Source organism: Methylobacterium mesophilicum (genome assembly GCF_036441335.1).
Lineage (GTDB): Bacteria > Pseudomonadota > Alphaproteobacteria > Rhizobiales > Beijerinckiaceae > Methylobacterium > Methylobacterium mesophilicum_B.
This window is the reverse complement of the sequence record NZ_MLBW01000015.1, coordinates 342,564-368,461: the sequence shown is the minus strand read 5'-3', so window position 1 is coordinate 368,461 and position 25,898 is coordinate 342,564. Positions and strand designations below refer to the sequence as shown.

The 25,898-nt window shown below is 71.6% G+C and carries 28 protein-coding genes, 1 tRNA gene and 5 pseudogenes; 9 read left to right on the top strand and 25 right to left on the bottom strand.

Translation table 11 applies throughout. The annotated features are described in order from the left end of the window. Positions 1 to 116: 116 nt before the first annotated feature. A pseudogene (locus MMR14E_RS11365) lies at positions 117 to 746 on the top strand (LacI family DNA-binding transcriptional regulator); the annotation flags it as partial. Between the two features lie 216 nt (positions 747 to 962). On the opposite strand, the pseudogene MMR14E_RS11360 reads toward MMR14E_RS11365, so the two are convergent. Continuing rightward, positions 963 to 1,787: pseudogene (locus MMR14E_RS11360) on the bottom strand (acyltransferase family protein); the annotation flags it as partial. Positions 1,788 to 2,066: 279 nt separating this feature from the next. On the opposite strand from MMR14E_RS11360, the gene MMR14E_RS11355 reads away from it, so the two are divergent. After that, a tRNA-Arg gene (locus tag MMR14E_RS11355) sits at positions 2,067 to 2,143 on the top strand. A 995-nt stretch (positions 2,144 to 3,138) separates the two neighbouring features. Here the strand turns inward: MMR14E_RS11355 and MMR14E_RS11350 are convergent. Then, complete coding sequence (locus MMR14E_RS11350; RefSeq protein WP_331314298.1) at positions 3,139 to 3,276, bottom strand: hypothetical protein; 138 nt, start codon at positions 3,274 to 3,276, stop codon at positions 3,139 to 3,141. 829 nt (positions 3,277 to 4,105) lie between these two features. Between MMR14E_RS11350 and MMR14E_RS11345 the strand changes: the two genes are divergently transcribed. Both MMR14E_RS11345 and MMR14E_RS11340 read left to right on the top strand, forming a co-directional pair. Next, on the top strand, positions 4,106 to 5,329 hold the full coding sequence (locus MMR14E_RS11345; RefSeq protein WP_331314296.1) for a flagellin: 1,224 nt from the start codon (positions 4,106 to 4,108) through the stop codon (positions 5,327 to 5,329). A 1,162-nt stretch (positions 5,330 to 6,491) separates the two neighbouring features. After that, positions 6,492 to 6,761, top strand: coding sequence for a GCG_CRPN prefix-to-repeats domain-containing protein (locus MMR14E_RS11340; RefSeq protein WP_331314295.1), 270 nt, complete (start codon positions 6,492 to 6,494; stop codon positions 6,759 to 6,761). A gap of 228 nt (positions 6,762 to 6,989) precedes the next feature. Here the strand turns inward: MMR14E_RS11340 and MMR14E_RS11335 are convergent. From MMR14E_RS11335 to MMR14E_RS11315, 5 genes and pseudogenes are all read right to left on the bottom strand, one after another. Further along, a pseudogene (locus tag MMR14E_RS11335) lies at positions 6,990 to 7,265 on the bottom strand (outer membrane protein); the annotation flags it as partial. 261 nt (positions 7,266 to 7,526) lie between these two features. Then, a complete protein-coding gene (locus MMR14E_RS11330) occupies positions 7,527 to 7,736 on the bottom strand; it encodes a hypothetical protein (RefSeq protein ID WP_331314293.1) in 210 nt (69 codons plus the stop codon). 129 nt (positions 7,737 to 7,865) lie between these two features. Continuing rightward, positions 7,866 to 8,186 carry a polyhydroxyalkanoic acid system family protein gene (locus MMR14E_RS11325; RefSeq protein ID WP_331314292.1) on the bottom strand — a complete coding sequence of 107 codons (321 nt, stop codon included), beginning with the start codon at positions 8,184 to 8,186 and terminating at the stop codon, positions 7,866 to 7,868. Positions 8,187 to 8,282: 96 nt separating this feature from the next. Next, on the bottom strand, positions 8,283 to 8,594 hold the full coding sequence (locus tag MMR14E_RS11320) for a hypothetical protein (RefSeq protein WP_331314291.1): 312 nt from the start codon (positions 8,592 to 8,594) through the stop codon (positions 8,283 to 8,285). Positions 8,595 to 8,684: 90 nt separating this feature from the next. After that, complete coding sequence (locus MMR14E_RS11315) at positions 8,685 to 8,915, bottom strand: hypothetical protein (RefSeq protein ID WP_020094727.1); 231 nt, start codon at positions 8,913 to 8,915, stop codon at positions 8,685 to 8,687. A 502-nt stretch (positions 8,916 to 9,417) separates the two neighbouring features. Here MMR14E_RS11315 and MMR14E_RS11310 point away from each other — a divergent pair. Continuing rightward, a complete protein-coding gene (locus tag MMR14E_RS11310) occupies positions 9,418 to 9,732 on the top strand; it encodes a hypothetical protein (protein ID WP_331314289.1) in 315 nt (104 codons plus the stop codon). Between the two features lie 467 nt (positions 9,733 to 10,199). Further along, positions 10,200 to 10,376, top strand: a complete 177-nt coding sequence (locus MMR14E_RS11305) for a hypothetical protein (RefSeq protein WP_331314287.1) — start codon at positions 10,200 to 10,202, stop codon at positions 10,374 to 10,376. On the opposite strand, the gene MMR14E_RS11300 is transcribed toward MMR14E_RS11305, so the two are convergent. Continuing rightward, positions 10,373 to 10,633, bottom strand: a complete 261-nt coding sequence (locus MMR14E_RS11300) for a hypothetical protein (protein ID WP_331314285.1) — start codon at positions 10,631 to 10,633, stop codon at positions 10,373 to 10,375. The genes MMR14E_RS11305 and MMR14E_RS11300 overlap by 4 nt on opposite strands. A 32-nt stretch (positions 10,634 to 10,665) precedes the next feature. After that, complete coding sequence (locus tag MMR14E_RS11295) at positions 10,666 to 10,920, bottom strand: hypothetical protein (protein WP_331314284.1); 255 nt, start codon at positions 10,918 to 10,920, stop codon at positions 10,666 to 10,668. A gap of 495 nt (positions 10,921 to 11,415) precedes the next feature. Between MMR14E_RS11295 and MMR14E_RS11290 the strand changes: the two genes are divergently transcribed. Then, positions 11,416 to 11,709, top strand: a complete 294-nt coding sequence (locus tag MMR14E_RS11290) for a hypothetical protein (protein ID WP_331314283.1) — start codon at positions 11,416 to 11,418, stop codon at positions 11,707 to 11,709. 73 nt (positions 11,710 to 11,782) lie between these two features. Beyond that, positions 11,783 to 12,058, top strand: coding sequence for a hypothetical protein (locus MMR14E_RS11285; protein ID WP_331314282.1), 276 nt, complete (start codon positions 11,783 to 11,785; stop codon positions 12,056 to 12,058). 24 nt (positions 12,059 to 12,082) lie between these two features. Here MMR14E_RS11285 and MMR14E_RS11280 read toward each other — a convergent pair whose 3' ends face one another. From MMR14E_RS11280 to MMR14E_RS11245, 8 genes are all read right to left on the bottom strand, one after another. Next, the gene (locus MMR14E_RS11280; protein ID WP_331314281.1) at positions 12,083 to 12,259 is read right to left on the bottom strand and encodes a hypothetical protein; all 177 of its coding nucleotides are present in this window, start codon (positions 12,257 to 12,259) and stop codon (positions 12,083 to 12,085) included. An 88-nt stretch (positions 12,260 to 12,347) separates the two neighbouring features. Next, positions 12,348 to 13,667: a lipopolysaccharide biosynthesis protein RfbH gene (gene rfbH, locus MMR14E_RS11275; RefSeq protein WP_331314280.1), complete on the bottom strand. Its 1,320-nt coding sequence runs from the start codon at positions 13,665 to 13,667 to the stop codon at positions 12,348 to 12,350. 158 nt (positions 13,668 to 13,825) lie between these two features. After that, complete coding sequence (locus MMR14E_RS11270; protein ID WP_331314279.1) at positions 13,826 to 14,371, bottom strand: dTDP-4-dehydrorhamnose 3,5-epimerase family protein; 546 nt, start codon at positions 14,369 to 14,371, stop codon at positions 13,826 to 13,828. Continuing rightward, positions 14,371 to 15,279 carry an NAD(P)-dependent oxidoreductase gene (locus MMR14E_RS11265; RefSeq protein WP_331314278.1) on the bottom strand — a complete coding sequence of 303 codons (909 nt, stop codon included), beginning with the start codon at positions 15,277 to 15,279 and terminating at the stop codon, positions 14,371 to 14,373. The genes MMR14E_RS11270 and MMR14E_RS11265 overlap by 1 nt, the downstream gene beginning before the upstream one ends. After that, the gene (gene rfbF, locus MMR14E_RS11260) at positions 15,264 to 16,034 is read right to left on the bottom strand and encodes a glucose-1-phosphate cytidylyltransferase (RefSeq protein WP_331314275.1); all 771 of its coding nucleotides are present in this window, start codon (positions 16,032 to 16,034) and stop codon (positions 15,264 to 15,266) included. The genes MMR14E_RS11265 and rfbF overlap by 16 nt, the downstream gene beginning before the upstream one ends. Before the next feature lie 70 nt (positions 16,035 to 16,104). Continuing rightward, the gene (rfbG, locus tag MMR14E_RS11255) at positions 16,105 to 17,193 is read right to left on the bottom strand and encodes a CDP-glucose 4,6-dehydratase (RefSeq protein ID WP_331314273.1); all 1,089 of its coding nucleotides are present in this window, start codon (positions 17,191 to 17,193) and stop codon (positions 16,105 to 16,107) included. A 36-nt stretch (positions 17,194 to 17,229) separates the two neighbouring features. Next, positions 17,230 to 18,198, bottom strand: coding sequence for a glycosyltransferase family 2 protein (locus tag MMR14E_RS11250; protein ID WP_331314272.1), 969 nt, complete (start codon positions 18,196 to 18,198; stop codon positions 17,230 to 17,232). 211 nt (positions 18,199 to 18,409) lie between these two features. After that, entirely contained in the window at positions 18,410 to 18,751 is a 342-nt protein-coding gene (locus MMR14E_RS11245) for a hypothetical protein (protein WP_331314270.1), read from the bottom strand. A gap of 63 nt (positions 18,752 to 18,814) precedes the next feature. Here MMR14E_RS11245 and MMR14E_RS11240 point away from each other — a divergent pair, with 63 nt between their 5' ends. Then, positions 18,815 to 19,147 carry a hypothetical protein gene (locus tag MMR14E_RS11240; protein ID WP_331314269.1) on the top strand — a complete coding sequence of 111 codons (333 nt, stop codon included), beginning with the start codon at positions 18,815 to 18,817 and terminating at the stop codon, positions 19,145 to 19,147. Here the strand turns inward: MMR14E_RS11240 and MMR14E_RS11235 are convergent. The 8 genes and pseudogenes from MMR14E_RS11235 to MMR14E_RS11200 form a co-directional block, all read right to left on the bottom strand. Beyond that, complete coding sequence (locus MMR14E_RS11235; RefSeq protein ID WP_331314267.1) at positions 19,132 to 19,578, bottom strand: hypothetical protein; 447 nt, start codon at positions 19,576 to 19,578, stop codon at positions 19,132 to 19,134. The two genes, MMR14E_RS11240 and MMR14E_RS11235, sit on opposite strands and share 16 nt — an antisense overlap. Positions 19,579 to 19,709: 131 nt before the next feature. After that, positions 19,710 to 20,042, bottom strand: a complete 333-nt coding sequence (locus tag MMR14E_RS11230; protein WP_331314265.1) for a hydroxyisourate hydrolase — start codon at positions 20,040 to 20,042, stop codon at positions 19,710 to 19,712. After that, complete coding sequence (locus tag MMR14E_RS11225; protein ID WP_331314264.1) at positions 20,039 to 21,232, bottom strand: amidase; 1,194 nt, start codon at positions 21,230 to 21,232, stop codon at positions 20,039 to 20,041. The genes MMR14E_RS11230 and MMR14E_RS11225 overlap by 4 nt, the downstream gene beginning before the upstream one ends. A 47-nt stretch (positions 21,233 to 21,279) precedes the next feature. Beyond that, a pseudogene (locus MMR14E_RS11220) lies at positions 21,280 to 22,485 on the bottom strand (cobaltochelatase subunit CobN); the annotation flags it as partial. Next, positions 22,479 to 22,928, bottom strand: a pseudogene (locus MMR14E_RS11215) (aspartate/glutamate racemase family protein); the annotation flags it as partial. The pseudogenes MMR14E_RS11215 and MMR14E_RS11220, both read right to left, overlap by 7 nt. Positions 22,929 to 22,946: 18 nt before the next feature. After that, positions 22,947 to 23,765: an ABC transporter permease gene (locus tag MMR14E_RS11210; RefSeq protein ID WP_331314263.1), complete on the bottom strand. Its 819-nt coding sequence runs from the start codon at positions 23,763 to 23,765 to the stop codon at positions 22,947 to 22,949. Positions 23,766 to 23,783: 18 nt separating this feature from the next. Next, entirely contained in the window at positions 23,784 to 24,689 is a 906-nt protein-coding gene (locus tag MMR14E_RS11205) for an ABC transporter permease (RefSeq protein ID WP_419539331.1), read from the bottom strand. Continuing rightward, positions 24,686 to 25,729 (bottom strand): ABC transporter substrate-binding protein, encoded by a 1,044-nt coding sequence (locus MMR14E_RS11200; protein ID WP_331314261.1) that lies wholly within the window; start codon positions 25,727 to 25,729, stop codon positions 24,686 to 24,688. Before MMR14E_RS11200 ends, MMR14E_RS11205 begins: the two co-directional genes overlap by 4 nt. Between the last annotated feature and the right edge of the window lie 169 nt (positions 25,730 to 25,898).

Sequence of the window (25,898 nt, the reverse complement as noted above, 5' to 3'; positions counted from 1 at the left end):
CCCACAGGTCGCGACTTTATCTCGGTTCGATACAGATCTAGTCTGTCGCACCGATCGAGGCGGCACCGCGCGCCCGCGCCGGGCGGCGGCCGTCCGGATCGGCTCCCGAGGTGACGATGGGCCAGACGACGATCAAGGACGTCGCCCGACGGGCCGGCGTGAGCTTCCAGACGGTCTCGCTGGTCCTGAATCACCCGCAGAAGGTCGCCCGGACCACGCGCGAGACCATCGAGACGGCCATGCGCGACCTGGACTTCGTGCCCAGCCTCGCGGCCCGGTCGCTGCGCAAGAAGCCGAGCCGCAGCGTCGCCTGCGTGTTCGCCCCCGCGCCGGGGCCCGCCGCCGACGGGGGCTGCCCGGGCGTGGAGGCCGATCACGGCCACGTCCTCCAGACCTTCGGTACCGTCACCGACCAGCAGGGCTACACCCTGGTCCATCGCTGCCGCCGCGGCGACGACCCGGACGGCCCGGGCCGGATCGCCAGCCTGGTCAGCGAGGCCCGGGTCGACGGCCTCGTGGTCTTCCCCGAGGACCGGGACGACCCGCTGATCGGCCTGCTCCAGGCCAAGCGGTGCCCGTTCGTGGTGTTCGGCCTGGACGTGCCCGGCACGCACTACGCCGCGCGGGCCGAGCGCGACGCGATCCACGGGGTCGTCCGCCACCTGATCGCGGCGGGGAGCCGGTCGATCTGCCTGCTCACGGGCGACGCCGGCCGGCCGGCCGCCGCCACCGAGCGGTTCCGCGGGTACCGGGACGCCCTCGCGGAGGCCGGGCTGCCCCTGCGCGACGCCCTCGTGGTCGCCTGCNAGGGCGGGCCCGGCCGCCGGGATCGCGCCGGGCTCCGGCCGCGCGCCGCCCGATCCCGGCCGGAACTGGAGCATCGGCCGCTCGATCAGGTACCAGCTCAGCAGGCCGAGGGGGATGGCGGCCGCGAGGGCGAGGGCGGCGACCGTCCAGGGGGAGATCCCGGGGATCCGCGCGACCAGCAGGTTCTGCACCGGCCAGGCGTAGAGGTAGAGCCCGTAGGACGGGTCGACCCGGGCGGTGGCGCGGCTGAGGGCGATGGGGCGCACCGCGAGGGCGAACCAGAAGATCAGGTAGCCGCCGAGGATCGCGAAGGCCGGCTCGGCCAGCGGCCGGCTGAACATCAGCGGCAGGAGCAGCAGGGCGGCGCGGGTCGCGCCGCGCCGCGTGTAGGCGATCCGGTCGGCGAACAGCCGGAACGCGCCGCCGCAGCAGAACACGAAGGTGAGGCGGATCATCTCCGACAGCGAGCCGAGGGCATCGCCCGGATGTCCGATCGGCATCCAGAGCCAGCGCAGGGCGAGGAGGCTCCCGAGCCCCGCGAGCAGGCCGAGATAGCGCCCGCGGCGGCGCAGGGCGCGAGCGGTGCCGACGAGGCCGAGCAGCAGGTAGCAGCCGAACTCGCACGGAATGGTCCACATCGAGCCGTTGAGCAGCGGGTAGGGCAGCTCGGCGAAGGCGCCCGGCACCACAGGCATCAGCAGCAGCGACAGCCGCAGCAGAGTCTCGAGTGGCGAGGCGGCCGCGAGATTGCCGCCGCCGAGGGGCGCGACGACGGCGATGCAGAGCAGGGAGGCGATCACGAAGGCCGGATAGATCCGCAGCGCCCGGCGCGCGAGGTAGTCGCCGAAGGAGCGCTTGGCGCGGTAGCTCGCGGTGATCAGGTAGCCGCTCACGAGGAAGAAGCCGTCGACGGCGATCTCCCCCAGGGACAGGGTCCCGAAGACCTGCGTCAGCAGCTCCCGCGACCGGTTCCCATCCACGAGTTCGGGGGCGTGGGCGAGGATCACGAGGCCCGCAAACAGGAGTCGCAGGGATCCGAAATTGTTCGCCCGCGCGTCCCGGCCGCCCGTCGCCTCCGCCACCTGTACCCGCCCCGTGACCCCTAAGCCCGGCGCCCAGGGACCGGGAAACGGTGCGCGAAGGCAAGGACGCCGGGGCAACACGCGCCGGAGATCCTACTAACCCGCCCGCGGCGTCACGCGATGGGACGGGCGCCGTTGCGCTCCCGGCGCGGTTGGGCTACGGAATAGCCACGGCCTGCACCCGTAGCTCAGCTGGATAGAGCGTTGCCCTCCGAAGGCAAAGGTCACACGTTCGAATCGTGTCGGGTGCGCCAATTCTCTCAAAGGCGTAGCAGGGGTTAGCCCCGATGCTGAGAGGGACGGTGTCACCAAAGTGCCACCGCGGCGATCCCACAGCGCGTGGCTTCTCTGCTCCCTGGCCGCTTCTGCCACTCTCGCCAGTATGACGATTGCCAGCCCCGCGCAGGATGGCCCGTGAACGCGGAGTTGGCCCCGACCGGCACGCTCCGGGTCGGTCTCGTCGACGCGCTCTCCGTCGGCCTGATCTCCGTCTGACGCGCCGCCGATGGAGGGCTCGACGGCGTGACGGCCGATCTGAGCGCGGATCTCGCCCGCGAGGCCGGTCTCCCGCTGGCCGTCACGCTGTTCCCGAATTCGGGTACTCCGGCCGCCGCCCTCCCGGTCGCGGTGATCGATCTCGGAGTGGGCTTTTACGATCTGGCAGGCACCTCTGTGGTCAGGGCCGGGTCAGGCATCACCGACGTGGCGCAGGTGCATCGCCAAGGCTTCCGGGTCACGGCGATCGAGGGCACGACGACATTCCGCGCCTCCGTCCGCATGCTGACCCGGACGCCGCCCCTCCCGATCCCTCCCGTGGCCAGAGGCCACCGCCCGCTTGCGTCCCGGTCGGGCGGACGCTTTCGTCCTCTCGCGCGTCGCGCTGCGGCCTGTGGTCGCGCAGGTCCCGGGCTCCCGGATCGGCGTGGGCGATTTCCGGCAGACGCAGGTCGCTGTCGCCGTTCCCGAGAGCCGCCCCGCCGCCGCCTCTCAAAAGGGGTCGCCCGTCCGACGGGTGCTTCAGCGTGACCAAGTGATCGTCGCTGTCCGACGCGCGGAGCGAGATCGAGATGCGATGGCGTCACTGCCGTGAGAGCGGCTCTCACGCGGCCCCGAAGTCGTTGGGCGCCCCAGGACCGCGCTTGGCGACGGCCGAGCAGGCCGCCGCACGCGCCCCGGAGGCTCGCTGTCCGGGCCAACTTAGATCCGGGTGCTCCTGAGGCTCGGCCGCCTGCGATCGACCCGGCTTGGCTCAGGCCAGCGTCGGCACCGAATCGGTGAAGCTCGCGGCCGGCTGGTCAGCGTCGAAGTGATCAGCCAGCGCCACGACGAGCGCGAAGTTGGCGATCGCGGCGAAGGGGAGGAGCGCGAGGGCAGTGGAGAGGGTCACGGGGAGCGTCCTGTTGTGCGGTGCGTTAGAAACGATATCGCACCGCACGCACCGCATTGGTATACCACATGCCTCACGCCAGATATGCAGAGTCTGCATAAGCGTTTTGGGACTGTGCGCCGGACTGACGATGATCAGGGCGGTGATCAAGCGGTAGACCGAGGGAAGCGAGGCCCGTTGATGCGGGCAACAGGCTTTTCGTTCGCTGTGCCAAGGTTCCATGCCTTGGCTGGTCATAGAGAGATTGAAGCGGCGTGCGTTATCTCCAGAGTCGACGCCGTGAGCGCCGTGCGGCGATCCGACGATGCCTCTGTCGATCTCGGCTCAGCCATAGACGAAGACGTCGCGCCGCACTGCGCGGACGGGATTAGAGACACCAGCGTCGAGCGGGCGTAGCGAGGCCTCAGGCGCTCGCGGCGGTCTTCGGCTCGTGCCTACGCCTGTTCCAGCCATCGGGGATCGGACCCCGGCCCGCGACTCATGCTGACGATCGGCCCTGTCGACGACCGCTGAAGGCTGGATCCGGCGCCGAGACGCCACCTTGGTCGTCTGGGCTCTGGCGCGCTCGACAGCGTGTTCGCGTCGGCATCGGTCAGTGTCCGCCGCGCCGTGGCCGGCCCAGAATTGTCGATCATGCAACCATCGGTGAGAGACTGAGACGTACGCGCGTACCTGAGATGGAATTGGTCCGCGCCTATTCTGCTGATCTCCCATTTTCGGTGCGCAATATGTTTTCCCAATGTGTCCACAGTTAACTCAGGCTAAACGCACGGTCCTGGTTAATGTTTTCACCGCGAATCGGTGAAACCAGCCAGAAAGTTAACGCCCCATGTCCTCCATCACCCTGTCGGCCGCGACGCGTCAGAACCTGCTCTCGCTGCAGGATACCGCCCAGTTGATGGCGACCACCCAGAACCGGCTCGCGACCGGCAAGACGGTCAATTCCGCCCTCGACAACCCGACCAACTTCTTCACCTCCCAGGCCCTCGACGGCCGCTCCTCGAGCCTGAACACCCTCCTCGACGGCATCTCCAACGGCATCCAGTCGATCCAGGCCGCCAACCAGGGCATCACCTCGATCCAGAAGCTGGTCAGCCAGGCCAAGTCGATCGCCAACCAGGCGCTCTCGACCCAGCTCTCCACCACGGGCACCGCCGCCAACGCGTTCCCGACCACGAGCAGCACCGCCTCCTCCACGGTTCTGCTCACCATCAACGGCAGCTCGGTATCGGCGAACTTCGCCGCCTCCTCGAGCGTCAACGCGGCGGTCGCCGCCCTCAACGCCGCGGTCAGCTCGGCCTCGACCTCGTCCGGCGGCGCCTTCGGCGCCGGCGCGATCTTCTCGGTCGACAGCACCGGCACCAAGATCGTCCTGAACGCCCAGGCCGACGTCGAATTCCAGAACTCCGGCAGCCAGACGGCGCTGGGCTTCACCGCCTCGGGCACCACCGCCTCGACCTACGGCACCGCCGCCAGCACCGTCGTGTCCAGCGACCTGTCGATCTCGGGCACGGCCCAGCGCGCCTCGCTGGCGAGCCAGTACAACAACCTGCTCAACCAGATCACCCAGCTCGCCAGCGACGCCAGCTACAACGGCGTCAACCTCATTGCCGGCAAGGGCAATGACATGAACATCAAGTTCAACGACACCGGCAGCTCGAACCTCAACGTCGCCTCGGTCGACGCGACCTCGAACGGCCTGGGCCTGTCGTCGATCACCAACTCGAACAGCTCGACCAGCCAGAACGGCCTCGGCAACTTCCTGCTGAACGCGGACGTCAACAAGACCCTGGCTGTCCTGACCACGGCGGGCGCGACCCTGAACTCCGCGGCGAGCGCCCTGGGCTCGAACCTGTCGGTGGTTCAGAACCGCCAGGACTTCTCCAAGCAGCTGATCAACGTGCTGCAGACGGGCTCGGCCAACCTGACCAACGCCGACCTGAACCAGGAGGCGGCGAACTCGCAGGCGCTGTCGACCCGCCAGTCGATGGGCATCTCGGCCCTGTCGCTGGCCAACTCCGCCCAGCAGGGCGTCCTCCAGCTCCTGCGCTGAGTCTCGGCCCCGAGATCGACGCGGCGGCCGGGGCGACGCTCCGGCCGCCCGACGTCCGCGACCTGTGCCGGGGCCAAGTCGTCGACAAGGGTTTCGCAGCCATCTGATTCCGTGGTCGTTCCGATGGGGCCGGCTTCGATTTGTCAATCGGTGTTGATGTCTCGTGCTCCCTCATCCAGAAACCGTCTCGCTTCGATTTCGTGCATAGCGAATATCCACAGTGACAGCACCCTCACAGCGATCGTCGCCATCTTCGCGCCGCTCTCGAGCGGATCGCTAGGAGAAATGGAGCGCTCTTCAGCAAGCAGATGGAGACTTGCGTCAGGAAATGTGTCGCTGAAGATCCGGAGAATTTTTCTAAGGCCTGCATTCGATATCTATTTCAGAACAAGCCAAGCTGTATAATTTAGTGCATAGTGCGCAAATCGTCGATATATTTGAGTATCACTCTTAAGTCGGGCGCAGTGCCGTAATGCGCTTCGCTTCAGAAATGTCGATTCTCGTAATGGAGAAGTAGAATTTCTTGATGCGCGCTGGCGTCTAGAGTGAATGCTCCTTTCCGACGAGCATCTTACGCCGGTTGATCCGAGGCAGAAGGCACTGATCCCCACGGCAAAGCACCGGCGATCGATGGACACGCCACGACGAACCCCGTTCGGCGGCGTTGCCCCGGATCCCTGTCGCCGTTCGCCTGATTGACCTTGGAGATAAGGAACGCGAACCGATCCACTCCGGCGCGCGGGCAACTCGGGGCGAGCCAAGGGGAGGCTTCGTGGGCGGATCCAGGGAACGGGAAAGGCGCGACCTCAAGCCTCCGATAATCGCGCTCGCCGTCGTGGGGCTCGTCTTCGCCGGGTCCATCGCGGGTTACCGGACTTGGCAGACAGGCAGCCAGCAGCATACCGCATCGCCGCGGAGCGACGGATCGGCGACGGCTCTCCCCAAGTGAGCGGCTGAACCGGGCCACAGGTCCGGCGAACACCAGTATCGCCGGCGGAGCGGGCGCCTGAGCGGGTGGATCGGCAGTATCGAGGCCGCGCTTAAAGGAAAGCTCTCGCGATACGGCCAATCAATGCGGTTCATGACATGCAGCCTTCAGCCGGATCAGGTATTCGGGCAGCGCCGACGGAGATCGGCTCGGCCAAGTCCTGGAGATGGGTTGATGCTCAAGTCACTCGCCGCCGCGGCACTACTCACTGTCGGCATCGCCGCGCCGGCCTCGGCGCTGCCCGTCGCGGGGGTGCCGCTCCCCGCCGCGCAGGACGGGCTGATCCAGCACGTCTACGGCGGATGCGGGCCCTACGGCCATCGCGGGCCGTATGGTGGATGCCGCGCCGGCGGCCAGTGGGGCGGGTATGTCGGTCGGGCCTGCCCGCGCGGCTTCCACCTCGGTCGCGGCGGGCGGCGCTGCTGGCCGAACCGGTACTGGTAGCGGCCCCCCTCCCCCGAGCCGCAGCACTCCGTGACGGAACGCAGGAACACCCCGGGAGCGTGCGCTCCCGGGGTGCTGCCGACCTCGCGGCCAGTTTGATCGGGCTGGGGATGCGAAGGCCAACCGGATGGCCGCTCTTCGGCGGCGGCGGACGATGGGGCGGACCAGCGCCCCCTCGCCCGCCGCCGCGTCTCCCGGCACGGAAGCCGGGGGCGACGCGGCCCGATCTCAGTATGAGCCGAACTTGTAGTTGAGGCCTGCGCGGACGACGGCGAACTCGGTCTTGGCGGCGGCGCCGTTGAGGTAGGCGGTGCCGTTCGGGGGCAGGAGGTTGCCGTAGAAGACGCCGCCGGCGGAGTTCTTCTGGCGGTCGAGGCTGACGTAGAGGCCTTCGACCTTGAGGGTGACGGCCGAGGAGCGGAAGAAGTTCAGGAAGGAGTCGGTGGGCAGGGCGTACTCGACGCCGCCGCCGGCGGCCCAGCCGGTGCGGAAGCTGTCGCGGAAGCGGTTGCCGGAGAAGTTCTGGTCGTCCTGNATCCGGTCCAATATCCGCATCGGTAATCGGCATACCCGCCGCTCCTTCCGCCGAAATTCTGTGCGTCAAAACTGCACAGAGCTGCGGACCGACGGGAACCCAGGCTTTCGATGCGGTTCGTCCGTCGAAAGGCGAACGGCGCCCATCCGAGGTGGCCCCTCCCCGGCCACGCCGCGATCTCGGGTTCGGCCGCCCGCACGACGCGCCCGCGCACAATGTGGCGCGACCGATCACACGGTGCGCGGAGGGCGTCGCGCCAGCCGCTCGGCCTCGGCCTGCCACGCGTCGCGCTCGGCCTGGATCGCCTCGATGCGGGCGTGGAGGTGGCCGGCATCGATGGCGGTCTCCATCAGCATGTCCTGCGCGGTGGCGAGCTGCTGGCGGAGCTCGGCGTTCTCGGTCGCGAGCGCGAGGAGCAGGGCCGCCACGTCATCGCTCATACGGGCCTCTGCGCCGCCACCGAGCCGGCGCGTTTAGCCCCGGCGCGACCCGGCCACAACCGCCCCCGGACGCCCACGGACCGATCGCCGTCCGGATCCCGCGCGGGCGGCCGTGGGCCGCGCCGTGCGTCAAGCGGCCTCGTCGGACAGGAGGCGCCCGACGTAGTGGCGCCCGACCGACTCGATGACGGGCGCGAACAGTCTGGCCATCCAGGGCACCAGCGCCTCGACCTCCAGCGTGCCGTCCGCCACCTGGATCGCGACGCGCGCCGTCTGCCCGTAACCGCTGCCCGAGAAGGCGCGGCGATCGCCGAGCCAGTCCTCGGCCTCGACGCGGATCTTCTCCGCCTCCAGGCGGCGGAGCGCCCAGTCCATGTGCAGGTCGATGCGGCGGCGCACCTCGGCGGTCCCGAGATCGTGCGGGACGGTGATCGTCAGGCGCTTCGGCACTGGAATCTCCTCGCGGGCGGGATCCGTGAGGTGCGGCCGGAAGGTTAACGGTCGATGATCGCCGCCCGATCGCCCCGCCGCGCAGACCGTGCGCACTCAGTAGCGGACGGTACGGACGCCGTCGGCCCCACCGCCCACGACGCTCCGGACGACCTCCTTGGTCGACGGGCTGATGCCGCCATCGCCGCGCAGCCGGCGCCCGTCCGCCCGCTCGAGGCGCGCGACGTCGTCGGAGCACCGGTCCAGGGCGCGGCGGACCTTCGCCGACAGCGGGCCGCCGCGTTCGGCCTGGGCGCCGCCCATCTCGAACCGCAGGCAGGATGCCAGGTAGCCCTTCAGGTCGTCGAAGGCGGCGGCCTGCGCTCCCGACGTCAGGAGGATGAGCATCAGGGCGGATCGGGCGAGCATCACGCGCTCCAGGGTCGGCGGTCCGCGCGGACAACGCGCGAGCGGGGCGTTGGTCCCCGAGGTACCGTCGTCGCGCGGCCGCCTACCCGCTCAGCCGCTGCGGCGCGGTGCCTGGGCCGCGTCGCGCCGCTGGTCCTGGGTTCCCCGACACTGCACGTATTCCGGCGTTCCCGGCTCGGCGCCGTAGCCCCGGCAGATCGCGTCGTCCTTCGCGGCGACGTCCGCCTCGCTCATGAAGAGCTCGCCGCGGCCGGGCCGGTTCGCCGCGTTGCAGGCCGTCAGGGCCGTGGCCGCAATCGCCAGAACGATGATGTGTTTCATGGGATTCCTCGCCGCCGATCAGCACCACAGCGGCGGGACGCTGTCGATGACGCGGCCGCGGCGTCCACAAGCCGGCGGTCGCTATGGTTATCCAAGGATGGCCAGAGGGTTAGCGCGGCGCCGCGGTCCGGGCCGGCCGCCGCACGGGGCGATACTGTCCCGACATGCAAGCGTAACGCCGCCGCGACCGGCCGATTCCGCGGGGCCGGCATGTCGTGTCGCCAGTGCAGCCGCGGCGCAACGCCGGCTAAGCGTACGCCCCTGCATCCTCCCGAGGCAGACCCGCCTTCAGCCCCGCCGGCAGCGCCGCGCGGGGCCTTTTCGTGCGCCGGTCCGGACATCGGCGCTCCGGCCGCGCGCGAGGCCCTGCGCGCCGGACGAAGCCGGACGCGGAGCCGGGCACGCCGGCGAACGGCGTCGGAAACCCGGCCCGCCCTCCCGCGTTCGGGCACGGGGGCCCGTGCGCGAGGCGCAGTCAGGGCCCCGGGATGCCAAGGAGCACATGATGCGTCATGCCCTCTTCGCCATCTTCGCGCTGTTCGCGGCGTCGCCCGGATCGGCGCAGACTGGCACCGGTCCCGCGCCGATCCGGCAGCCCGGGCCGCCCCAGGCGGTGACGCCGGGCACGCCGCCCGGAACCGTCGTCGTTCCCGGCGGCAGCCAGAACAGCGGTCCGGGCAGCACCGCCGTCGTCGCACCCGCCGGGACGGGGGCAGCGACCCTCACGACGGATTCGGCGGCGGGCGGGAATGCCGGCCAGCCGGAGCGCGGCGTTCCCCAGGTCGGCAAGGGGGGCGAGGCCGGCGGCGGCAGCTGACCGCCGGCCCCCGTCCCGAAGATCTGCCCCGGTCCGTGCGCGATCGCGGCGGGACCGGTGGGCCGTCCCTCCGCCGGCAGCCGGATGCGGCGCGGCGGGCGACGGCCCGTGCGGATCCGTGAATACCGCGGCGTTGAACCAAAGGCGCTGGATCGCTCGTGGCCTTGGAGCGATGGTCTAGCGCCGCGCTCAGCTCAGATGCCGGGCAAGTCTGTTGCGGACCATCCAATTTTGATCGGCACTTCTCTGTCAGGTTCGGCAGTCAATCTGAGATCATTGCGCGATTTCGAATCGCTGGTAGCTTTATACCGGTAAAATATAATTCGAACTCGTTGATGCAGAAATCGAATTATTGCGCTATAGAGATCATCTAGATTTGGCGCGACGCTGCCGTGCGTCTGGCGGAGATTGCGTTGGCGGATCCTGGCTTCGAGAGCGGAAACAGCAGGCCGAACGACAAGAGATCGATGCTCCGGCAGATCGCGCACGCACTCGGAGCACCGCAAGACGCCTTTCTCGATGAATCCGAGGCGTTCGCCACGATCGAGATGACGGGGGAATTGCTGCGCGTCTGGTGCGCGCTCACCCTGTCGGACCGCCGCTTGCTGCTGGAGATGGCGCGCGGGATGATCTCCCGCGGCTAGAACGGCCACGGCTCATCCTGCGCCCCCGAAGCCGACCCCGACCCCTGCGCTGCCCGTTCGCCCGGCGCCACCAGGTCCACGATCTCGTCGAGCGGCTGCGTCACCCGGATGGTCCGGCCCGCCGCGGTGATGAAGGTCTCGTTGCGCATCAGGTCCGTGTCGCTCAGCGCCTGGACACTGGTCACGCGCAGCAGGTGGCGGCAGCCGTCGCCGTCCTGCACCTGAAGGAAGTTCCCGACCCGCCGAACCGCCGACATGGCGCACTCCCGCCCCGCTGGTGATCTGTGGCCTAGGCGCCCTGCAGGCTCTCGGCGAAGTCGTCGGGGATCTCGCCCCACTGGCCGAGGATCGTGACGCCCTCCAGCTCGCCGGTCTCGTCGTCGGCCACCACCTTCAGCGCCGCCGCGCCCGGCATCCGCCTGGCCATGTTCTCGGCCTTCTTCACCGCCCCGCTCTCGGTCTGCGCCGGCTCCTGCCGGGCCGGCCGCAGCCGCTTCCGGTGCACCTCGAAGGGCTGCACCACGAACGCCGTCCTCATCGTCATCGTCGTCCCGCACCCCGGTTCGTCACAGGTTCTCCACAGACCCCACAGGTTACCCGAGGCAGCGCCGCGGAGGTCGGTTCTCGCGCCGCATCCACAGGCGTCCACAGGCCTCGCGGGGAAGCCTCGCTCGCAGAGCGTGCCCGGCTCGTCCGTGTGGTCTGTTCTGTTTCCGTTCTAGCACGGCGAAGCCGCAGGTGCACCCAGCTCGGAGTGACGTGCGGCCGGTGGCGAAGCCCCCACGCCGCTCGCCTTCAGCGAATGAACTGGCGCAGCCCCGGGCTTCCCGCCGCCGCGGTCGACGCGTACCTCGCGGCCGCCGTGACGTGCGCGCCGCGTTCGCAGGGCCCCGAATCCCGCGGCGTCCACGGCGACGCAGGCGTGCCGCGGCCGCACGGCTTGCTCGCCAGGGTTGCTTGTGGAACCGTGTCGGCCTGAGACCCCGAAGAGGCGACGGATGCTCCGCACCGTGCTTTCGCAGACGGAGCGTGACCCGACATGACGGCTGGTGATCCGCCCAACAAGATGGCCGAAGTCGCCGGACTGGCGGCCGCGATCGCCGACCACATCCTCGCGCAGCACGAGGCGGGGACCACGATCCCGCCGGACCAGTTCCGGATGCTGGTGAGCGCTGCCCGGATGCTCCTGGATAACGGCGTGCCGTGGCCGCCGTCGGTGACCTACCTCGTCATGGAGGTCGCCCGGCGGGTCGAGGAGGCCGAGCCGCCGCCCAAGGGCGACGAGGTCGTGACGCAGCTGCAGCAGGCGCTCGACGCGGCCAGACCCACCTGAGACCGGCCTGAGGCGGACCGCCGCGCGGCCGGCGGGCCGATTTCCCGCTGGAACGGCGTCCTATATGGGCCCTATGCCCACACTCGGCCTCAAGCTCCCGCTCCGGATCTGCGTCCTCGACAACGCCGCCTGCGTCGAGGATGCGGGCGGCCGGCGCACCGGCTACGTCTACTGGGACGAGGGCCGGCCCGGGGGCGGCGACAGGCCCTTCACCCGCGCCGAGGCCATCGAGCAGGTCCGGATCATCGCGGGAGCCTGGGCCGGCGCCCTGGTCCACAGCGGCACCCTCGACACCGGCCCGGCGCCCGAGCCGGGTGCCGCCGCCGCCGAACCCTCCCCGGAGGTCTGACCGCACCCGGCGGAACGGGATCCGCTACAGGCCGGCGCCGCTCGAATACGAGACCGGCGCGCCCGCGCTCGTCGCGGAGGCCGCGACGGTGGCGGCGATCCAGTCGCCGTCGCTGGTCCCGGACACCCGGCACGCCCGCGCCAGGGCCCGCTCCTGGCGGCGCCAGAGCCAGAGGCGGAGGGTGTGGATGAGGTCGTACATGCTCGGCCCCGCGCTGTCGCACCCGTGGATGTGGTGCGCGCGCGCGGTCCGCTCAAGCCTGCGGCGGCGCAGCGGCCGGAGGAGGCCGTCAGCCGGCGCCGAGCTCCCGCATCACCGCCGCGAGCGTGTCGGCCATGTAGTCGAGCATCGGGTCCGTCAGGCCGGGCCAGACGCCGATCCAGAAGCTGTCGCGCATGATCTTGTCGGTGTGGGTCAGCGCGGCGTGCACCCGGTAGGTCACGTCCCGGAAGGCGGGCTGCCGGGTCAGGTTGCCGGCGAACAGCAGCCGGGTCCCCACGCGCCTCTCTTCCAGCCGCGCGACGAGGGCGTTCCGATCGATGGCGGCCCCGTCCCGCACCGTCAGGAGATAGCCGAACCAGCTCGGCTCCGAACCCGGGGTCGCCCGCGGCAGGTGGAAGAGCCGGTCGAGCCCGCGCTCCCGCAGGCGCCGCTCCAGACCGGCGAAGTTCGCGCGACGGCGTTCCACGAAATGCTCGAGCTTGGTCAGCTGGCTCACCCCCAGGGCGGCCTGCATGTCGCTGACCTTCAGGTTATAGCCGATGTGGGAGTACGTGTACTTGTGATCGTAGCCGCGGGGCAGGTCACCGAGTTTCCAGCCGAAGCGGTTGCCGCAGGTGTTGTCAGTGCCGGGCTTGCAGTAGCAGTCCCGCCCCCAGTCCCGGAACGACTCGACGATCTTGGCGAGCGGGCCCTTGTCCATCAGCACCGCGCCGCCCTCGCCGGTGGTGATGTGGTGGGCCGGATAGAAGCTCAGGGTCGCGACGTCGCCGAAGGTCCCGACCCCCTGCCCGCCGATGGTCGCGCCGAACGCGTCGCAGCAATCCTCCACCAGCCAGAGGCCGTGGCGGCGGCAGATCTCGGCCACCCGGACCACGTCGAAGGGGTTGCCGAGCGAGTGCGCGATCATCACCGCGCGGGTCTTCGGCGTCACCGCCGCCGCGAGCAGGTCGACATCGACGTTGTGCGTCTCGACGTCGACGTCGACGAAGACCGGCACGCAGCCGTGCTGCACGATCGGCGCGACGGTGGTCGGGAAGCCCGCCGCGACGGTGATCACCTCGTCGCCCGGCCGCAGGCGGCGCGCGCCGTGCTTCGGCGAGGTCAGCGCCGCGAAGGCCAGGAGGTTGGCGGCCGAGCCCGAGACGGTCAGCCGCGACTGCTTCCGTCCGAACGCCGCCGCGAGTTCCCGCTCGAACCGGTCGGCGTAGCGCCCCGCCGTCAGCCACATGTCGAGGGAGGCGTCGATGAGGTGGGCGCAATCCTCCGCGTCCATGACCTTGCCGGAGGGCGGGATGTAGGTCTCGCCCGGCACGAAGGCCGGCTTCCCCCGGGCCTCGAAATGCGCCCGGGCGAGGTTCAGGATCTCGGTGCGCAGGGCGTCGGTCATGGGGGCGAAACACTGTTGTCCGGTCGCGGGTCTCGGGCAGCTATAGCGCGGGATCGGCCGGGCGTGAGACTGCGATCGGCGCCGGGACCTGCTGCAATCGCGTCTGCGGTCCTCCCGGAGCGCCTGTCGGTGCCCCTGTCGTTGACCGGCCGCACGGCTCAGAACGGCGTGGCGAACGCGTCGAGGTCGGGATGCAGGCGATCCCGATCCGACAGGGTCGGGTGCGCGATGCCCCAGTCGAACCCGAAGCTGTCCCAGCGGATGCCGGCATCGGCGGCGGGGGCGTGGACCGACGTGACCAGGTAGAGCAGCGTCGCCGCGCTGGAGCGCACGGCGAAGCCGTGGGCGCAGCCTTCCGGTATGTAGACGCCGGCGGGCGCCGCCCCGTCGAGGTCGAGGTCGAGGGCGACGGCGCGGCCGTAGCCGGGCGAGGCCCGGCGCAGGTCGAGGACGACGTCCGTCACCGTGCCGGACAGGCACCAGACGAGCTTCGCGTGCTGGTGGGGCGGCACCTGGAAATGCATGCCGCGGATCACGCCCCCCGCCGAGGTGGAGCAGTAGACCTCGGCGAAATCGGTCCGGAGCCCCGCCGCGGCGAGGCTCGGCGCGTGCATCAGTTTGTGGAAGCTGCCGCGGGCATCGCGGCTGCCGGGTGCGCGGAGGAGGAGCACCCCCGGAAGGTCGGTGGTCCGCATCTCGAACATCACTGCGCCGCCATGAGTTCGGTGAGGCCGCGATCCAGGCCGACGGCGGCGGACCAGCCGGGCAGGAGCGGCCCCATCCAGGGCCGCATCACCTCCCGGGCCCGGTAGGGCCGCGCCCCCCAGGCCACCGGAACGGGCCGCGCGCCGAGTCGCTCGATCCGCGCCACGAGCGCGCGCAGCGACAGCGTCTCGGGCCCGCGCAGCGCGAAGGATTCCCGCGTGCGCGCGGGCGCCGCGCGGATCCTGTCCAGCGCGGCGCGGCTCCCCGACAGCACGTCGTCGACGTGGAGCAGGTTGAGAGTCTGCTCGCCCGGGGACAGGTCGAGCCGTCGCCCCTCCCGCTGGGCCTGGAGCAGGGCCGAGACGAGCTTGCCGCGGCGATCCGCCGGTCCGTAGGTGTCTGGCAGCTTCAAGGTCAGGATCGTGAAGCCTTCCGCCTCGGCGTAGTAGGCCGCGATATCCTCGAAGGCCTGCTTGGTCGCCGCGTACAGGGTCGCCGGATCGTAGCGATCACCCGCGAAATGCTGCCAGATCGTGCCGAAATTGACCATGTGCCGGACCCCGCATCGCGCCATCGCGTCGAGGAGCTGCGTGCCGAACAGAAGGTTGGCCTGGATCAGCGGCGCCACATGGTCCGGCCCGTGCACGCCGACGAAGTGGGTGGCGGCGTGGATCACCGCCTCAGGCGCGAAGGCGCGCATCGCGGCGTGCAGCGTGTCCGTCGCGCCGTCGTGGCGCAGGATCGTCGCGCGCGGGTCGAGGGCCGCGGTGTCGGAGTCCGCCCGCACCAGGGCGCCGACGGCGATGCCGGCCTCGGCGAAGCCCCGGGTCAGCCGTCCGCCGACGAAGCCGGTCGCGCCGGTGATGAGCAGGCGGCCGAAGGGCGGCGGCACTACCACGTCTTCCACGGGGCCCGTCCCGACGCCCAGAGTGTCTCGAGGTTCGTCTTGTCCCGGAGCGTGTCCATCGCCTGCCAGAAGCCGTCGTGGATGAAGGCCTGCAGGTCGCCCTCCCGGGCCAGGCGCTCCAGGGGCTCGCGCTCCCAGACCGTCTCGTCGCCCGCGACCGTGTCGATCACCGACGGCGCGAGGAGGAAGAAGCCGCCGTTGATCCAGCCGCCCTCGTTGTCGGGCTTCTCCTCGAAGGCCGTGACCCGATCGCCGTCGAGGGCGAGATAGCCGAAGCGCTTGTCGGGCCGCACCGCCGTGACGGTGGCGCGCTTGCCGTGAGCGCGGTGGAAGGCGATCTGCGCGGTGATATCGACGTCGCTGACGCCGTCGCCGTAGGTGAGCGCGAACATCTCCTCACCCTCCAGGTGATGCCGGACGCGCCTCAGGCGGCCCCCCGTCATGCTCTGGTCGCCCGTATCGACCAGCGTCACGGTCCAGGGCTCGGCGGTCTTCCGGTGAATCTCCATCCGGTTCTCGGCGATGTGCATCGTCACATCGCTCATGTGGAGGAAGTAGTTCGCGAAGTATTCCTTGATGATGTACCCCTTGTATCCGAGGCAGATCACGAAGTCGTTGATGCCGTGGCGGCTGTAGCCCTTCATGATGTGCCACAGGATCGGCCGGCCGCCGATCTCGACCATCGGCTTGGGCCGCGTGGCGGTCTCCTCGGACAGGCGCGTGCCGAGGCCGCCCGCCAGGATCACGGCCTTCACCGGCCGTTTCCCCGGCCATCTCTCCGGCCCGCGGGGCGTGAGCGGAGGGTGGGGCGACGTGCGTGCATGGTCAGGCGCTGTCCTCGTCTGCTCGGCCGGCGGCGAGCCGGCCATACTCCGCGATCTGGGCCTCGACGAGCGCCCGGGCTTCGGCGGGACGCGCGCTGTAGTCGCGATACCACTCCATCGTCAGGCGCACCGTGCGGGCGAAGCCGAGCCGGGGGCGCCAGCCCAGCGCCGCCTCCGCCTTGGCCGCGTCGAGCTTGAGGATCCCGGCCTCGCGCAGGGCCGAGGGCTCGATGCGGACCGGGATGGGGTCGCCGCCCCAGGCGGCCAGCGCCTCCTCGATCAGCCGCCGCACCGCGACCTCGCTGGCGCGGGCCGGGCCGAAATTCCAGGCGCCGACCGCCGCGTCGTCGGCGGCGAGGAGCCGCGCGCCGAGCAGCATGTAGCCGTGCAGAAGTTCGAGCACGTGCTGCCAGGGCCTGACCGCGTCCGGGTTCCGCAGCACGAGCGGCGCGCGGCTCCGGATGGCGCGGACGAGATCGGGCACGAGCCGATCCTCGGACCAGTCGCCGCCTCCGATCACGTTGCCGCCCCGGGCGGTGGCGAGGCGCAGGCGCGATCCCGGCATCAGGGCCTGCCGGTAGCTGCCGGCCACGATCTCCGCGGCGGCCTTGCTGGCGCTGTACGGGTCCTTGCCGCCCAGCGGGTCGGACTCGCGGTAGCCCCAGACCCACTCGCGGTTCTCGTAACACTTGTCCGAGGTCACGCAGACGACCGCGCGGACCGAGTCGGTGTGGCGCGCCGCCTCCAGCACGTGGGCGGTGCCCATGACGTTGACCGCGAAGGTCTCGAGCGGGTCGGCGTAGGAGCGCCGAACCAGCGCCTGGGCCGCGAGGTGGAAGACGATCTCCGGACGGAACGCCGCGACGGCTCCGCGCACGGCCTCGGCCTCGCGGATGTCTACGAAGGCGGATTGCATCCGGTCGGCGAGCGCGAGATCGCCGAACAGGCTCGGCCTGTCGGCCGGGGGCGGCAGGGCGAGGCCCATCACGTCGGCGCCCTGGTCGAGCAGCCAGGCGACGAGCCACGCGCCCTTGAAGCCGGTATGACCCGTGACGAGGACACGGGTGCCGCGATAGCGCTCGAGGCTCATCTCAACGGTCCGGACTGGCTGGGCATCGATCGGGGCTCACGCGACGGCGGGATCCGCCGGCCGCATCTGGACCCGATCCCCCGTCCCCGCCGCGCCGGCCTCCGAGGGAGAGTGGCGGCTCAGCGCGTCCCAGAAGAACCCGTACAGATCGGGCGCGCTGATCTTCTGCTCCTTGGCGAACGGGCCGCACGCGTTGAAGAACATCATCAGGACATACCGGATGAGTGCGGACTTGAGCGGGTCCGAATGGGCAAGATCGCCGAGCTTCGGCTTCACTTGCTCGAAGAACTGGAACATGCCCGCATAGGCCTGCTTCGCCGCCGAAGTCGCCTGATGACTCTCCTGATTCTGGTGCAACCGATACAGGAAGACGGCCTCGGGCGCGTAGAACACCTTCGACGCGCGGTTGAGAACGCCGACGAACGGGATCGTGTCGGAGAAGTAGGAGCCCGACAGCGTCGGCTGACCGCCGGCGTCCAGCCACGCGGGGCGCCGGTAGAAGGTCGAGAACACGGTGTTGATCTGGTTGTGGGCCGTCGGACTGGCGAAGTACCGCGTCAGCCACGACTCCGCGTCCTCGACCTGGGCCTTCGCCGCGAGCGGCTCGGCCTGGTGCAGGATCTGGCTCGCGCCGTCGATCAGGACCCTGCGCCCCAGCCCGACCTGAACCGCGTCGTCGGCCTCGAACGCCGCCACCATCGTCGAAACGTACGTGTTCGAGATGAGATCGTCGTCGCTCAGCAGCAGCATGTACTTGCCGCGCGCGTGCTGGACCGCGTCGGTCACGTTCGCTTCCATGGGCAGCGTGAACGACCGGGTGAGGACCGTGAGCCGATCGTTCCGGAGCTGGCCCAGGAAGCTTCCCGTGGCATCGGTGCTGGCGTTGTCGCTGATGATCAGCTCGAGGTTGCCGTAATCCTGCGTCGAGACGGAGCTCAGGGTCTGCGCCAGCAGTTCGACACGGTTCAGGGTCGGCACGATCAGGGAAACCAGCGGCAGCGACATCGAACGGCTCTCTGACTGGATCGACGCAGGCGCCGGGGCCGGACGGCCCGGCTGCGCGCCGCACGGTTTGAGCGGACCAGACCGGGAACGGCGTGACGCGGGTCAGACCTGCCAGAATCGAAGACCTGTGTCGATCAGGGCGCACGGAATCCGCTGACCCGGCGCGCGATCCCCGATCGGCCGGCGCCGCGCTCTCTCGGGGAACGAACCCTCACGCCCCTCCCCCAGGCAGCCCTGCCCAGGCCTCACGGACGAGCGCGAGGCGCTGCTCGGCCCGGGCCGCGTCGGCGTCCGCGACCTGATGGAGGACGGTCTCGAGCGCCTCGGACCCGCCGAGCGCCGCGGCCGCCTCGCCCTGGCGGCGCATGGCGGAGCGGTGCGCCCGCATCGCCGGACCGGCCTTCGGCCCGGCCTCGATCGCCTCCAGGGTGGCGATCAGGGCGGCCGCCAACGGGGCGACGTCGCGCCACGACGCCGCCGCGGGCGCCGGCTCGGGCGGGTGAGCCTGCTCCGGCGGCGGCGCGGAGAAGTTGGTGGTGAGCGGGCGCTTCATGACGAACCTCCACGGGCGCGGTATAGGGGACCATCGGCCGGCGCGGAGCTGTACGAGGAGCGCATGGCCGAAAGGCGGAAGGCCACCGGGGCCGGCGAGGATAGCCTGTCGCGCCACATCCTCCCCAATGCCGGCACGATGGTGGGCGTCTGCACCACGCTGATCGGCCTCGTGAAGATCGCCGAGGGCTGGATCGGGCCGAGCCACGTCGACGAGGCCGCCGCCCTGACGGCGATCCTGTTCCTGGTCAGCGCGATCGCGTCCTACCTGTCGATCCGCCTGGGCGACGCCGGCGACCTCTCGGTCAGCCTGGAGCGCTGCGCCGACATCTGCTTCGTCATCGGGCTGATCGGCCTGACGCTGATCTCGGTCCTGTTCGCCTACGAGACGATCTGACGGCGCCCGGCGCGGAGCCGGTCGGGCAGGGCCTCGCGGTCGGTCAGCGCCGCCGCGAGGACCGCGAACAGGCCGAGATGGAGACCGAGCGCCGCCAAGCCGGGATCGCGCAGGGACCACAGGCCGGCCGCGCCGAGCGCCATGAGCGGCGGTCCGGCCACGTAGACGACGCTGCGCCATCCGGCGGGCCGGCCGAGGCGCCAGAAGCAGCCGGCCAGCGCCGCCAGGGCGAAGCCACCCTTCAGCAGCGCCATGAACCGGATCACCCGCACGAGGTCGGGATCGACGGGCGCCGCGGGGACCCGCGCGGCCGCCACGAAGGCCAGCGGGAGCGCGAGGATCGTCAGCGCGGCGAGCAGCAGGCGCGCCGGAGGGGCGCCGCGCGTCGCCCGCCCGGCCGCGGCCGGGATCGTCATCGCCTGAACCCGCATCGGCTTCCTCCTGCGCGCGCCGCGATCGGGGCGAGTCTAGGCTCTCCGGAGGCCCCGGTCACCTCGCCGGGGAGGGCGGCGGCCGGGCCGCGCTGTCGCGGGCCGGGTCCGGGAGCGACGCGGCCGGCGGCTCAGACGCCGCGGAACAGCGCGACGCCGAAGGCGGTGAATTTCAGCGGCAGGTGGCAGTGGCGGTCTGGGTCGTCGAGCCGGAACCGGATCGCGGCCTCTTCCAGGAACCCCTCCCCCGCGGCCCCGACGTAGTCGCCGATGTCGAACACGACCTCGTAGAGGCCGGCGGCGAGCCGCGTCCGCACGACCGGATGGTCGAGGGTCCCGTCCGCCCTGAGGCGACCTTCGGCGATCACCCGCCGTTTCGCCCCGGCCCGCAGGATGCGCACGCGCATCCCCTCGGCCGGTCGGCCCGTGGCGGCGTCGACGGCGTGGAGCGACAGGCCGGTCACGGGGCCCGGCCCTCCCAGACCATCCGCCAGGGATGGGCCGCCTCGTAGGCCGCCGCCATCGCCACCAGGGTCTCGTCGCGGCCCCAGGGCGCCACGAGCTGGAACCCGATGGGAAGCCCGGCGCCCGAGGGGCGGCAGGGGATCGAGATTCCCGGGCAGCCCGCGGCGTTGACGAAGCCCGTGAAGGTCGCCGAGCCGCGGGAGCCCACCGGCACCCCGGCGATGCGCGGCGGATGGGTGTCCTCGGCCGGCCAGGGCAGCGCGGCCGCCGCGGGAGTCATCAGCAGGTCGTGGTCGGCGAACAGGGCGGCGAGGTCCCGGCGCAGCGCCAGGGCCATCCGCTGCACGTCGAACAGGTCGGCCGCCGAGAGGGTCGCCCCGGCCTCTGCCAGGGCGCGGATGTCGGGGCCCAGATCGCCGAGCCGGCCGGGATGCGCGCGCATCAGCCACGCGATGCCCGCCTGGCCGAGGACCGGCCACGCCTCCGTGATGGCCGTCGCCGCGTCGAAGCGGCCGGTCTCGACCCGGTGGCCGAGGCCGGCGAGGCGCCCGGCCGCCTCGGCGACGCTGTCGGCGATCTCCGGATCGACCGGGGCCGTCCCGAAGGCCGGGACGTGCAGGATCCGCAGCGGGCGCTCCGGCATGACGGCGCTCCCGAACGGGCCGAAGCCGTGCGGCGCGACGGAACCGGGGTCGGCCGCCCCGAGGACCCGCATCGCCGCCGCGAGGTCCTCGACGGTGCGCGCCATCGGCCCGACCACCTCGAGGTCGAGCATGATCGGCGGCAGTCCGCCTGTCCGCGGAACCCGGCCGGCCGTCGGCTTCAGGCCGACGAGGCCGGTATGCGAGGCGGGCCGGCGGATCGAGCCGCCCGCGTCGGTCCCGACCGCCAGGGGCCCGATCCCGGACGCCACCGCCGCGACGGCGCCGCCGCTGGAGCCCCCCGGCGTCAGCGCCGGATCCCACGGGTTCCGGGTGACCCCGTGGACCGGGTTGCCGGTGTAGCCCTGGACGGTCAGCTCCGGGACGTTGGTCTTGCCCAGGATCACCGCCCCGGCCGCGCGCAGGCGCGCCACCGGCGTCTCGTCGCGGTCGACGGCCAGCCCCGTCCCCTCCCCCGCGTAGAGCCGGCTGCCCCAGCCGGTCGCGAACCCGGCGACGTTCAGGCTGTCCTTGACGGTCAGCGGCACGCCGTCGAGGGGCCCGAGCGGTCGCCCCGCCCGCCAGCGCGCCGCGCTCGCCCGGGCGCGGCCCCGTAGACGCGCACCGACGCGTCGCCCCGCCGCCGCGCCGCCGCGAGGGGATTCTCGTCGTCGGCCTCGTCCCGGTCGGCCACGGCGCGGGCGGCGCGGTCGAGCAGCGCCAGCGTGTCGGGAAAAGTGTCGCGGAACGCGCCGGAGACGCGGACGGTGACGTCGATCCGCGGCCGGTCCAGCATCGCGAGGGGCAGGATCTCGAAGCCGGTGACGCGGGTGCTGGCATGGTCCCACATTGGCCGCACGCCCATGAGGGCGAGGGCGTGGGCCACGTCCTCCCCGCCGGTACGCAGGGTCGGCGAAGCCCAGAGATCCATGACGATCCGGGCCGGATAGGCCCCCTCGTCCTGGAGGTAGCGGGTCACCACCGCGGCGGCGGCCCTCTCGCCGAGGAGCGCGGCGGCGCGGCTCGGGATGGCCCGCGGGTCGAGGGTCGCGAGGTTGCGCCCGGTCGGGAGCACGTCGGCCCGCCCGCGGGACGGCGAGCCGGAGGGACCGGGCCGGACGAACCGCCCGTCGAGGGCCGCGAGCAGGCCGGCACGCTCGGAATCGGCGCTCGCCGCGACGGGCTCCGCGGCCCCGTCCGGCGCGCGGGCGAAGACGTGCAGGCCGTCCCGGAAGACGGTCTCGCCGAGATCGCAGAGATGCGCGTCGAGCCGCGTCAGCGCCTCGTCCATCGGCGTGTCCGGGCCGATCCCGGCACTGTCCAGCAGTCCGGCCGCCGCGGCCTCCTCCAGGATGGCGCGGGCGATGAGGTCGGCGCGGCGGGGGTCGAGCACGCTGGCGGCGGCATACTCCTCCACCAGCTCGCGGAGGCGGGCCGCCTCGGGCGTCGGCGCGTGGACGGCGGTGTCGGGCGTCAGGTGCCCGAGCGCGACCCCGCCGAGGCGGCGCTTGAGCGGCGCGGCCTCGCCCGGGTCGTCGACGATGAACGGGTAGATCACCGGCAGGCCGCCGACGCAGAGTGCCGGGAAGCAGGCGGGCGACAGCGCCACGGCCTTGCCCGGCAGCCACTCCGCGGTGCCGTGCGTGCCGAGCTGCACCAGGGCGTCGAAATGCTGCCGCAGGCCCAGATGGAAGGCGAGGTAGGCGTGCGTCGGGGCGCGGTCGAGGTCGTGGTAGCCGGCCTTGCGATCGGAGTCGCGGCCGCGGTCGGGCTGGAGGAAGACCGCGAGGCCGCCGTCACGGCCTGGAACGACCTGCGCACCGCGTGAAGGCCGGCGCAGCGCGCCGACAGCCCGGCCAGGGCCACCGCGTCCTCGTACCAGGGCAGAAGGGCGGGCGCGAAGGTGACGACCGCGAACCGCGCCCCGAGCTGGCAGGCGGTCAGCATCGCGGCCTCGGCCATGCCGACGACCGGCAGGTCGAACAGCTCACGCGCGGCGACCAGACCGGGATCGCCGTAGGCGGCGATCACCGCGGCGTCGTGGCCGGCATGGTGGGCGGCGAGCGTCTCCAGCACGGCGGCGCCGGCGAGCTGCGCCTCGGCCCGGCCGGCGATGTAGGGCAGGCCCGTCGCGGCGGTGAGCGCGGTGATGCGCGCGTCGGGGGCGAGCGCCGCCTCGGCGGCCCGCGCCATGCGCGCGGTCATCGCCGCCGAGGTGTTGGGGTTGAGGAGCAGGATGCGCATGCGAGGGCTCCGGGCGCGTCAGCCCGCCAGCCGGCGGGACAGGCCGGCGGCCCGCTCCATCACGGCGGCGAGCACCACGGTCACGAGGATCAGCAGGCTGGAGGCCGCCGCCACGGTGACGTCGAGGCGGCCCTCAAGGTCCTGCCACATGCGGATCGGCAGCATGTCGGTGGCGGCGTCGCGCAGGAACAGCGAGACCGGGACGTTGTCGAAGCTCGCCATGAAGGCGATGAAGCCCCCGGCCAGGATCCCGGGCCGGATCAGCGGCAGGGTCACCCGGCGGAACGTGTAGAGCCGCGAGGCGCCGAGGGAGGTCGAGCTCTCGAGAAGCACCGGGTCCATCTGCGACAGGGCCGCCACGGTGGTCCGGACCACGTAGGGCACGCAGACCACGGTGTGGCCCAGCACGAGGGTCAGCGGCGAGACCGGGATGCCGGCGAGGCTGAACAGCATGAGGGCGGCGAGCCCGAAGGCCAGGGCCGGCAGGACGAGGGGCGACAGGAACAGGCTGTCGAGGAGGCGCGCGGAGAGCCGCCGCGACCGCGCGATGGCGAGCGCCGCCGCGGTGCCCAGCCCCACCGACAGCAGGGTCGTCCAGCCCGCCACCACGAGGCTGTTCCAGGCGGCGGCCCGGAGCTGCTCGGCCTCCGCGAGCGCCGCGTACCAGCGCAGGGAGTAGCCCGGCGGCGGGAAGCGCAGGGAGAAGCCGCTGGTGAACGACACCGCCACGACGATCACGGTCGGCGCCGCCAGCAGGACGAGGCAGAGCCCGGCCAGCAGCAGCACCGCGCCGTGGAAGCTGAACCAGTCGAGATCGCGCCGCAGGCTCGTCCGCATGGTGACCTCCCGGTGGCCTCAGGCAGCGCGCGCGCGGCCGCCGGACAGGCGGCCCGCGAGGTTGAGGAGCGCGACGCAGGCGAGGACCGCCACGAGGAAGACGATCGCGATCGCCGCCGCGAACGGCCAGTTGTTGAGCGAGGAGGCCTGCTGGTACAGGTACATGGGCATGAACAGCATCTGCCCGCCGCCGATCAGCGACTGGGTGATGAAGGCGGTGATCGCCGCCGCGAAGGTCAGCAGGCAGCCCGCCACGATGCCGGGCAGGCAGAGCGGCAGGGTCACCCGGAGGAAGGTGCGCCACGCCCCCGCCCCGAGCGCCGCCGAGGCGTCGGCGAGGTTCGGGTCGATCCGCGACAGGGCGGTGACCAGCGGCAGGACCATCAGCGGCAGCTGCACCTGCGCCAGCGCCAGGACGAGGCCGCCCTCGGTGTAGAGAAGCTTCAGGGGCGTGTCGGTGAGGCCGAGGCCGAGGAGCGCGGCGTTGACGATGCCCTGGCGCCCCAGGATCACGATCCACGCGAAGGTCCGCACCACCACGCTCGTGAGCAGCGGCAGCAGTACGATCAGGGTCAGCAGGCCGCGCAGCCGGCCGGGCGCCCAGGTCAGGAGCAGCGCCAGCGGCAGGCCGAGCAGGAGGGTCAGCGCCGTGACCTCGAGGCCGAGCCACAGGGTCGCGCCGAGCACCCGCAGCGAGAACGGGTCGAGCAGGAACCGGGCGTACTGGTCGAGGCCGAACCGGGTCATGGCCGGATCGGCGTAGAAGCTCACGAGCAGCAGCAGCGCCAGCGGCGCCAGGAAGAAGACGAGGAAGAACGCCCCGAGCGGCAGCGCGAGGCGGATGTCGTAGGCCGCCGTCCAGGCGCGGCCCGGGCGCAGGGGCGCCGCGACCGGGCCCGCCGCAATGGCCGGGCCGGCGCTCACACCCGGATCTCGCGGTTGAAGCGCTCGATCCAGGCCGGCCGGCCGCGGTTGATCGCGGTCCAGTCCTGGAACACCGACTTGCGCTTCAGCTCGTCCGCGTCCCTCGCCAGGACCTTGGCGACCTCGCCCTCGATCGCGACCTTCCGGTTGGTCGGCACGATCAGGTAGGGGCTCTGCATCAGCTTGGCCTGCACCTCCGGCGACAGCGCGGCCTCGATCAGCTTGAAGGCCAGCTCCTTCACCGGCGTGTTCTTGACGATGTGGATCGTCGTCTTGAAGGCGATGATGCCTTCCTTCGGTGCGGCGAACTCCACCGGCACCCCCCGGGCCTTCAGGATCTGGATCGCGTTGAAATTGCCCGGCCCGATGTCGACCTGCTCCTGCTGGTAGAGGGCCGCCAGGGCGCCCGGGTTGGCGGCGACGGCGGCGAGGTTCGGCTTGAGCGCCTCCAGCGCCTTGAACCCCGGCTCGACGTCGGTCTCCGAGCCGCCGTGCATCCGGGCGATCTCGACGAGGAAGCCGGTGCCGAGCGTGGAATTCAGGTTGGTGATGCCGACCCGGCCCCTGTACTCGGGCTTCCACAGGTCGGCCCAGGAGGTCGGCGGCGTCTTCACCTTCTCGGGGTTGTAGGTCAGGCCGACGATCTGGAAGAACGGCGCCGGGCCCATCGGCTCCTGCGCGTCCGCGATCAGGTCGCCGTAATGGGCCGACTGGGCTACCGGGTAGGGCTCGACGAGGTCCTGGGCGATGGCCGTGAGGGCCGGCCCCGGATCGTGCAGCATCACGTCGATCGGCGGGTTGGCGCGGGCCGCCTGGACCTTGGCGATCTGGTCGACCGACAGCATCGGGTCGAGGATGACGTCGCCGCCCGAGCTCTTGCGGAAGGCCGGCACCAGCACGGCCCGGTGCGCCTCCTCCCAGCTGCCCGTGAAGGTCGCGAAGACGAGCTTGCGCGCCTGCGCGCGGGACAGGCCCGGGAAGGCCTGCGCGGCGCCGAGGGTCAGGGCGCCAGCGAGGAGGCTGCGGCGGTGCAGTTGCATGGTCGGTTCTCCAGGCTCGGTTTCGAGCGGCTCGGCCTCAGTGTCGGGGATCGGGGAAGACGCCGACCCGCTCGGGTGCAGTCGGGCGCAGGCGCACGCGGGTGCCGGGCGGCCGGGGCCGGGCGCCCGCCGCGCCCGGCCCGGCGGTCTTCAGGCGGGCGCCGCCGTC

What these genes read in the sequence shown, in the direction of transcription:
- MMR14E_RS11345 (WP_331314296.1), top strand. Translation starts at nt 4,106, where the DNA reads ATGTCCTCCATCACCCTGTCGGCCGCGACGCGTCAGAACCTGCTCTCG.
- MMR14E_RS11340 (WP_331314295.1), top strand. Translation starts at nt 6,492, where the DNA reads ATGCTCAAGTCACTCGCCGCCGCGGCACTACTCACTGTCGGCATCGCC.
- MMR14E_RS11330 (WP_331314293.1), bottom strand. Translation starts at nt 7,736, where the DNA reads ATGAGCGATGACGTGGCGGCCCTGCTCCTCGCGCTCGCGACCGAGAAC.
- MMR14E_RS11320 (WP_331314291.1), bottom strand. Translation starts at nt 8,594, where the DNA reads ATGCTCGCCCGATCCGCCCTGATGCTCATCCTCCTGACGTCGGGAGCG.
- MMR14E_RS11315 (WP_020094727.1), bottom strand. Translation starts at nt 8,915, where the DNA reads ATGAAACACATCATCGTTCTGGCGATTGCGGCCACGGCCCTGACGGCC.
- MMR14E_RS11310 (WP_331314289.1), top strand. Translation starts at nt 9,418, where the DNA reads ATGATGCGTCATGCCCTCTTCGCCATCTTCGCGCTGTTCGCGGCGTCG.
- MMR14E_RS11305 (WP_331314287.1), top strand. Translation starts at nt 10,200, where the DNA reads ATGCTCCGGCAGATCGCGCACGCACTCGGAGCACCGCAAGACGCCTTT.
- MMR14E_RS11300 (WP_331314285.1), bottom strand. Translation starts at nt 10,633, where the DNA reads ATGTCGGCGGTTCGGCGGGTCGGGAACTTCCTTCAGGTGCAGGACGGC.
- MMR14E_RS11295 (WP_331314284.1), bottom strand. Translation starts at nt 10,920, where the DNA reads ATGACGATGAGGACGGCGTTCGTGGTGCAGCCCTTCGAGGTGCACCGG.
- MMR14E_RS11290 (WP_331314283.1), top strand. Translation starts at nt 11,416, where the DNA reads ATGACGGCTGGTGATCCGCCCAACAAGATGGCCGAAGTCGCCGGACTG.
- MMR14E_RS11285 (WP_331314282.1), top strand. Translation starts at nt 11,783, where the DNA reads ATGCCCACACTCGGCCTCAAGCTCCCGCTCCGGATCTGCGTCCTCGAC.
- MMR14E_RS11280 (WP_331314281.1), bottom strand. Translation starts at nt 12,259, where the DNA reads ATGTACGACCTCATCCACACCCTCCGCCTCTGGCTCTGGCGCCGCCAG.
- rfbH (WP_331314280.1), bottom strand. Translation starts at nt 13,667, where the DNA reads ATGACCGACGCCCTGCGCACCGAGATCCTGAACCTCGCCCGGGCGCAT.
- MMR14E_RS11270 (WP_331314279.1), bottom strand. Translation starts at nt 14,371, where the DNA reads ATGTTCGAGATGCGGACCACCGACCTTCCGGGGGTGCTCCTCCTCCGC.
- rfbG (WP_331314273.1), bottom strand. Translation starts at nt 17,193, where the DNA reads ATGAGCCTCGAGCGCTATCGCGGCACCCGTGTCCTCGTCACGGGTCAT.
- MMR14E_RS11250 (WP_331314272.1), bottom strand. Translation starts at nt 18,198, where the DNA reads ATGTCGCTGCCGCTGGTTTCCCTGATCGTGCCGACCCTGAACCGTGTC.
- MMR14E_RS11245 (WP_331314270.1), bottom strand. Translation starts at nt 18,751, where the DNA reads ATGAAGCGCCCGCTCACCACCAACTTCTCCGCGCCGCCGCCGGAGCAG.
- MMR14E_RS11240 (WP_331314269.1), top strand. Translation starts at nt 18,815, where the DNA reads ATGGCCGAAAGGCGGAAGGCCACCGGGGCCGGCGAGGATAGCCTGTCG.
- MMR14E_RS11235 (WP_331314267.1), bottom strand. Translation starts at nt 19,578, where the DNA reads ATGCGGGTTCAGGCGATGACGATCCCGGCCGCGGCCGGGCGGGCGACG.
- MMR14E_RS11210 (WP_331314263.1), bottom strand. Translation starts at nt 23,765, where the DNA reads ATGCGGACGAGCCTGCGGCGCGATCTCGACTGGTTCAGCTTCCACGGC.
- MMR14E_RS11200 (WP_331314261.1), bottom strand. Translation starts at nt 25,729, where the DNA reads ATGCAACTGCACCGCCGCAGCCTCCTCGCTGGCGCCCTGACCCTCGGC.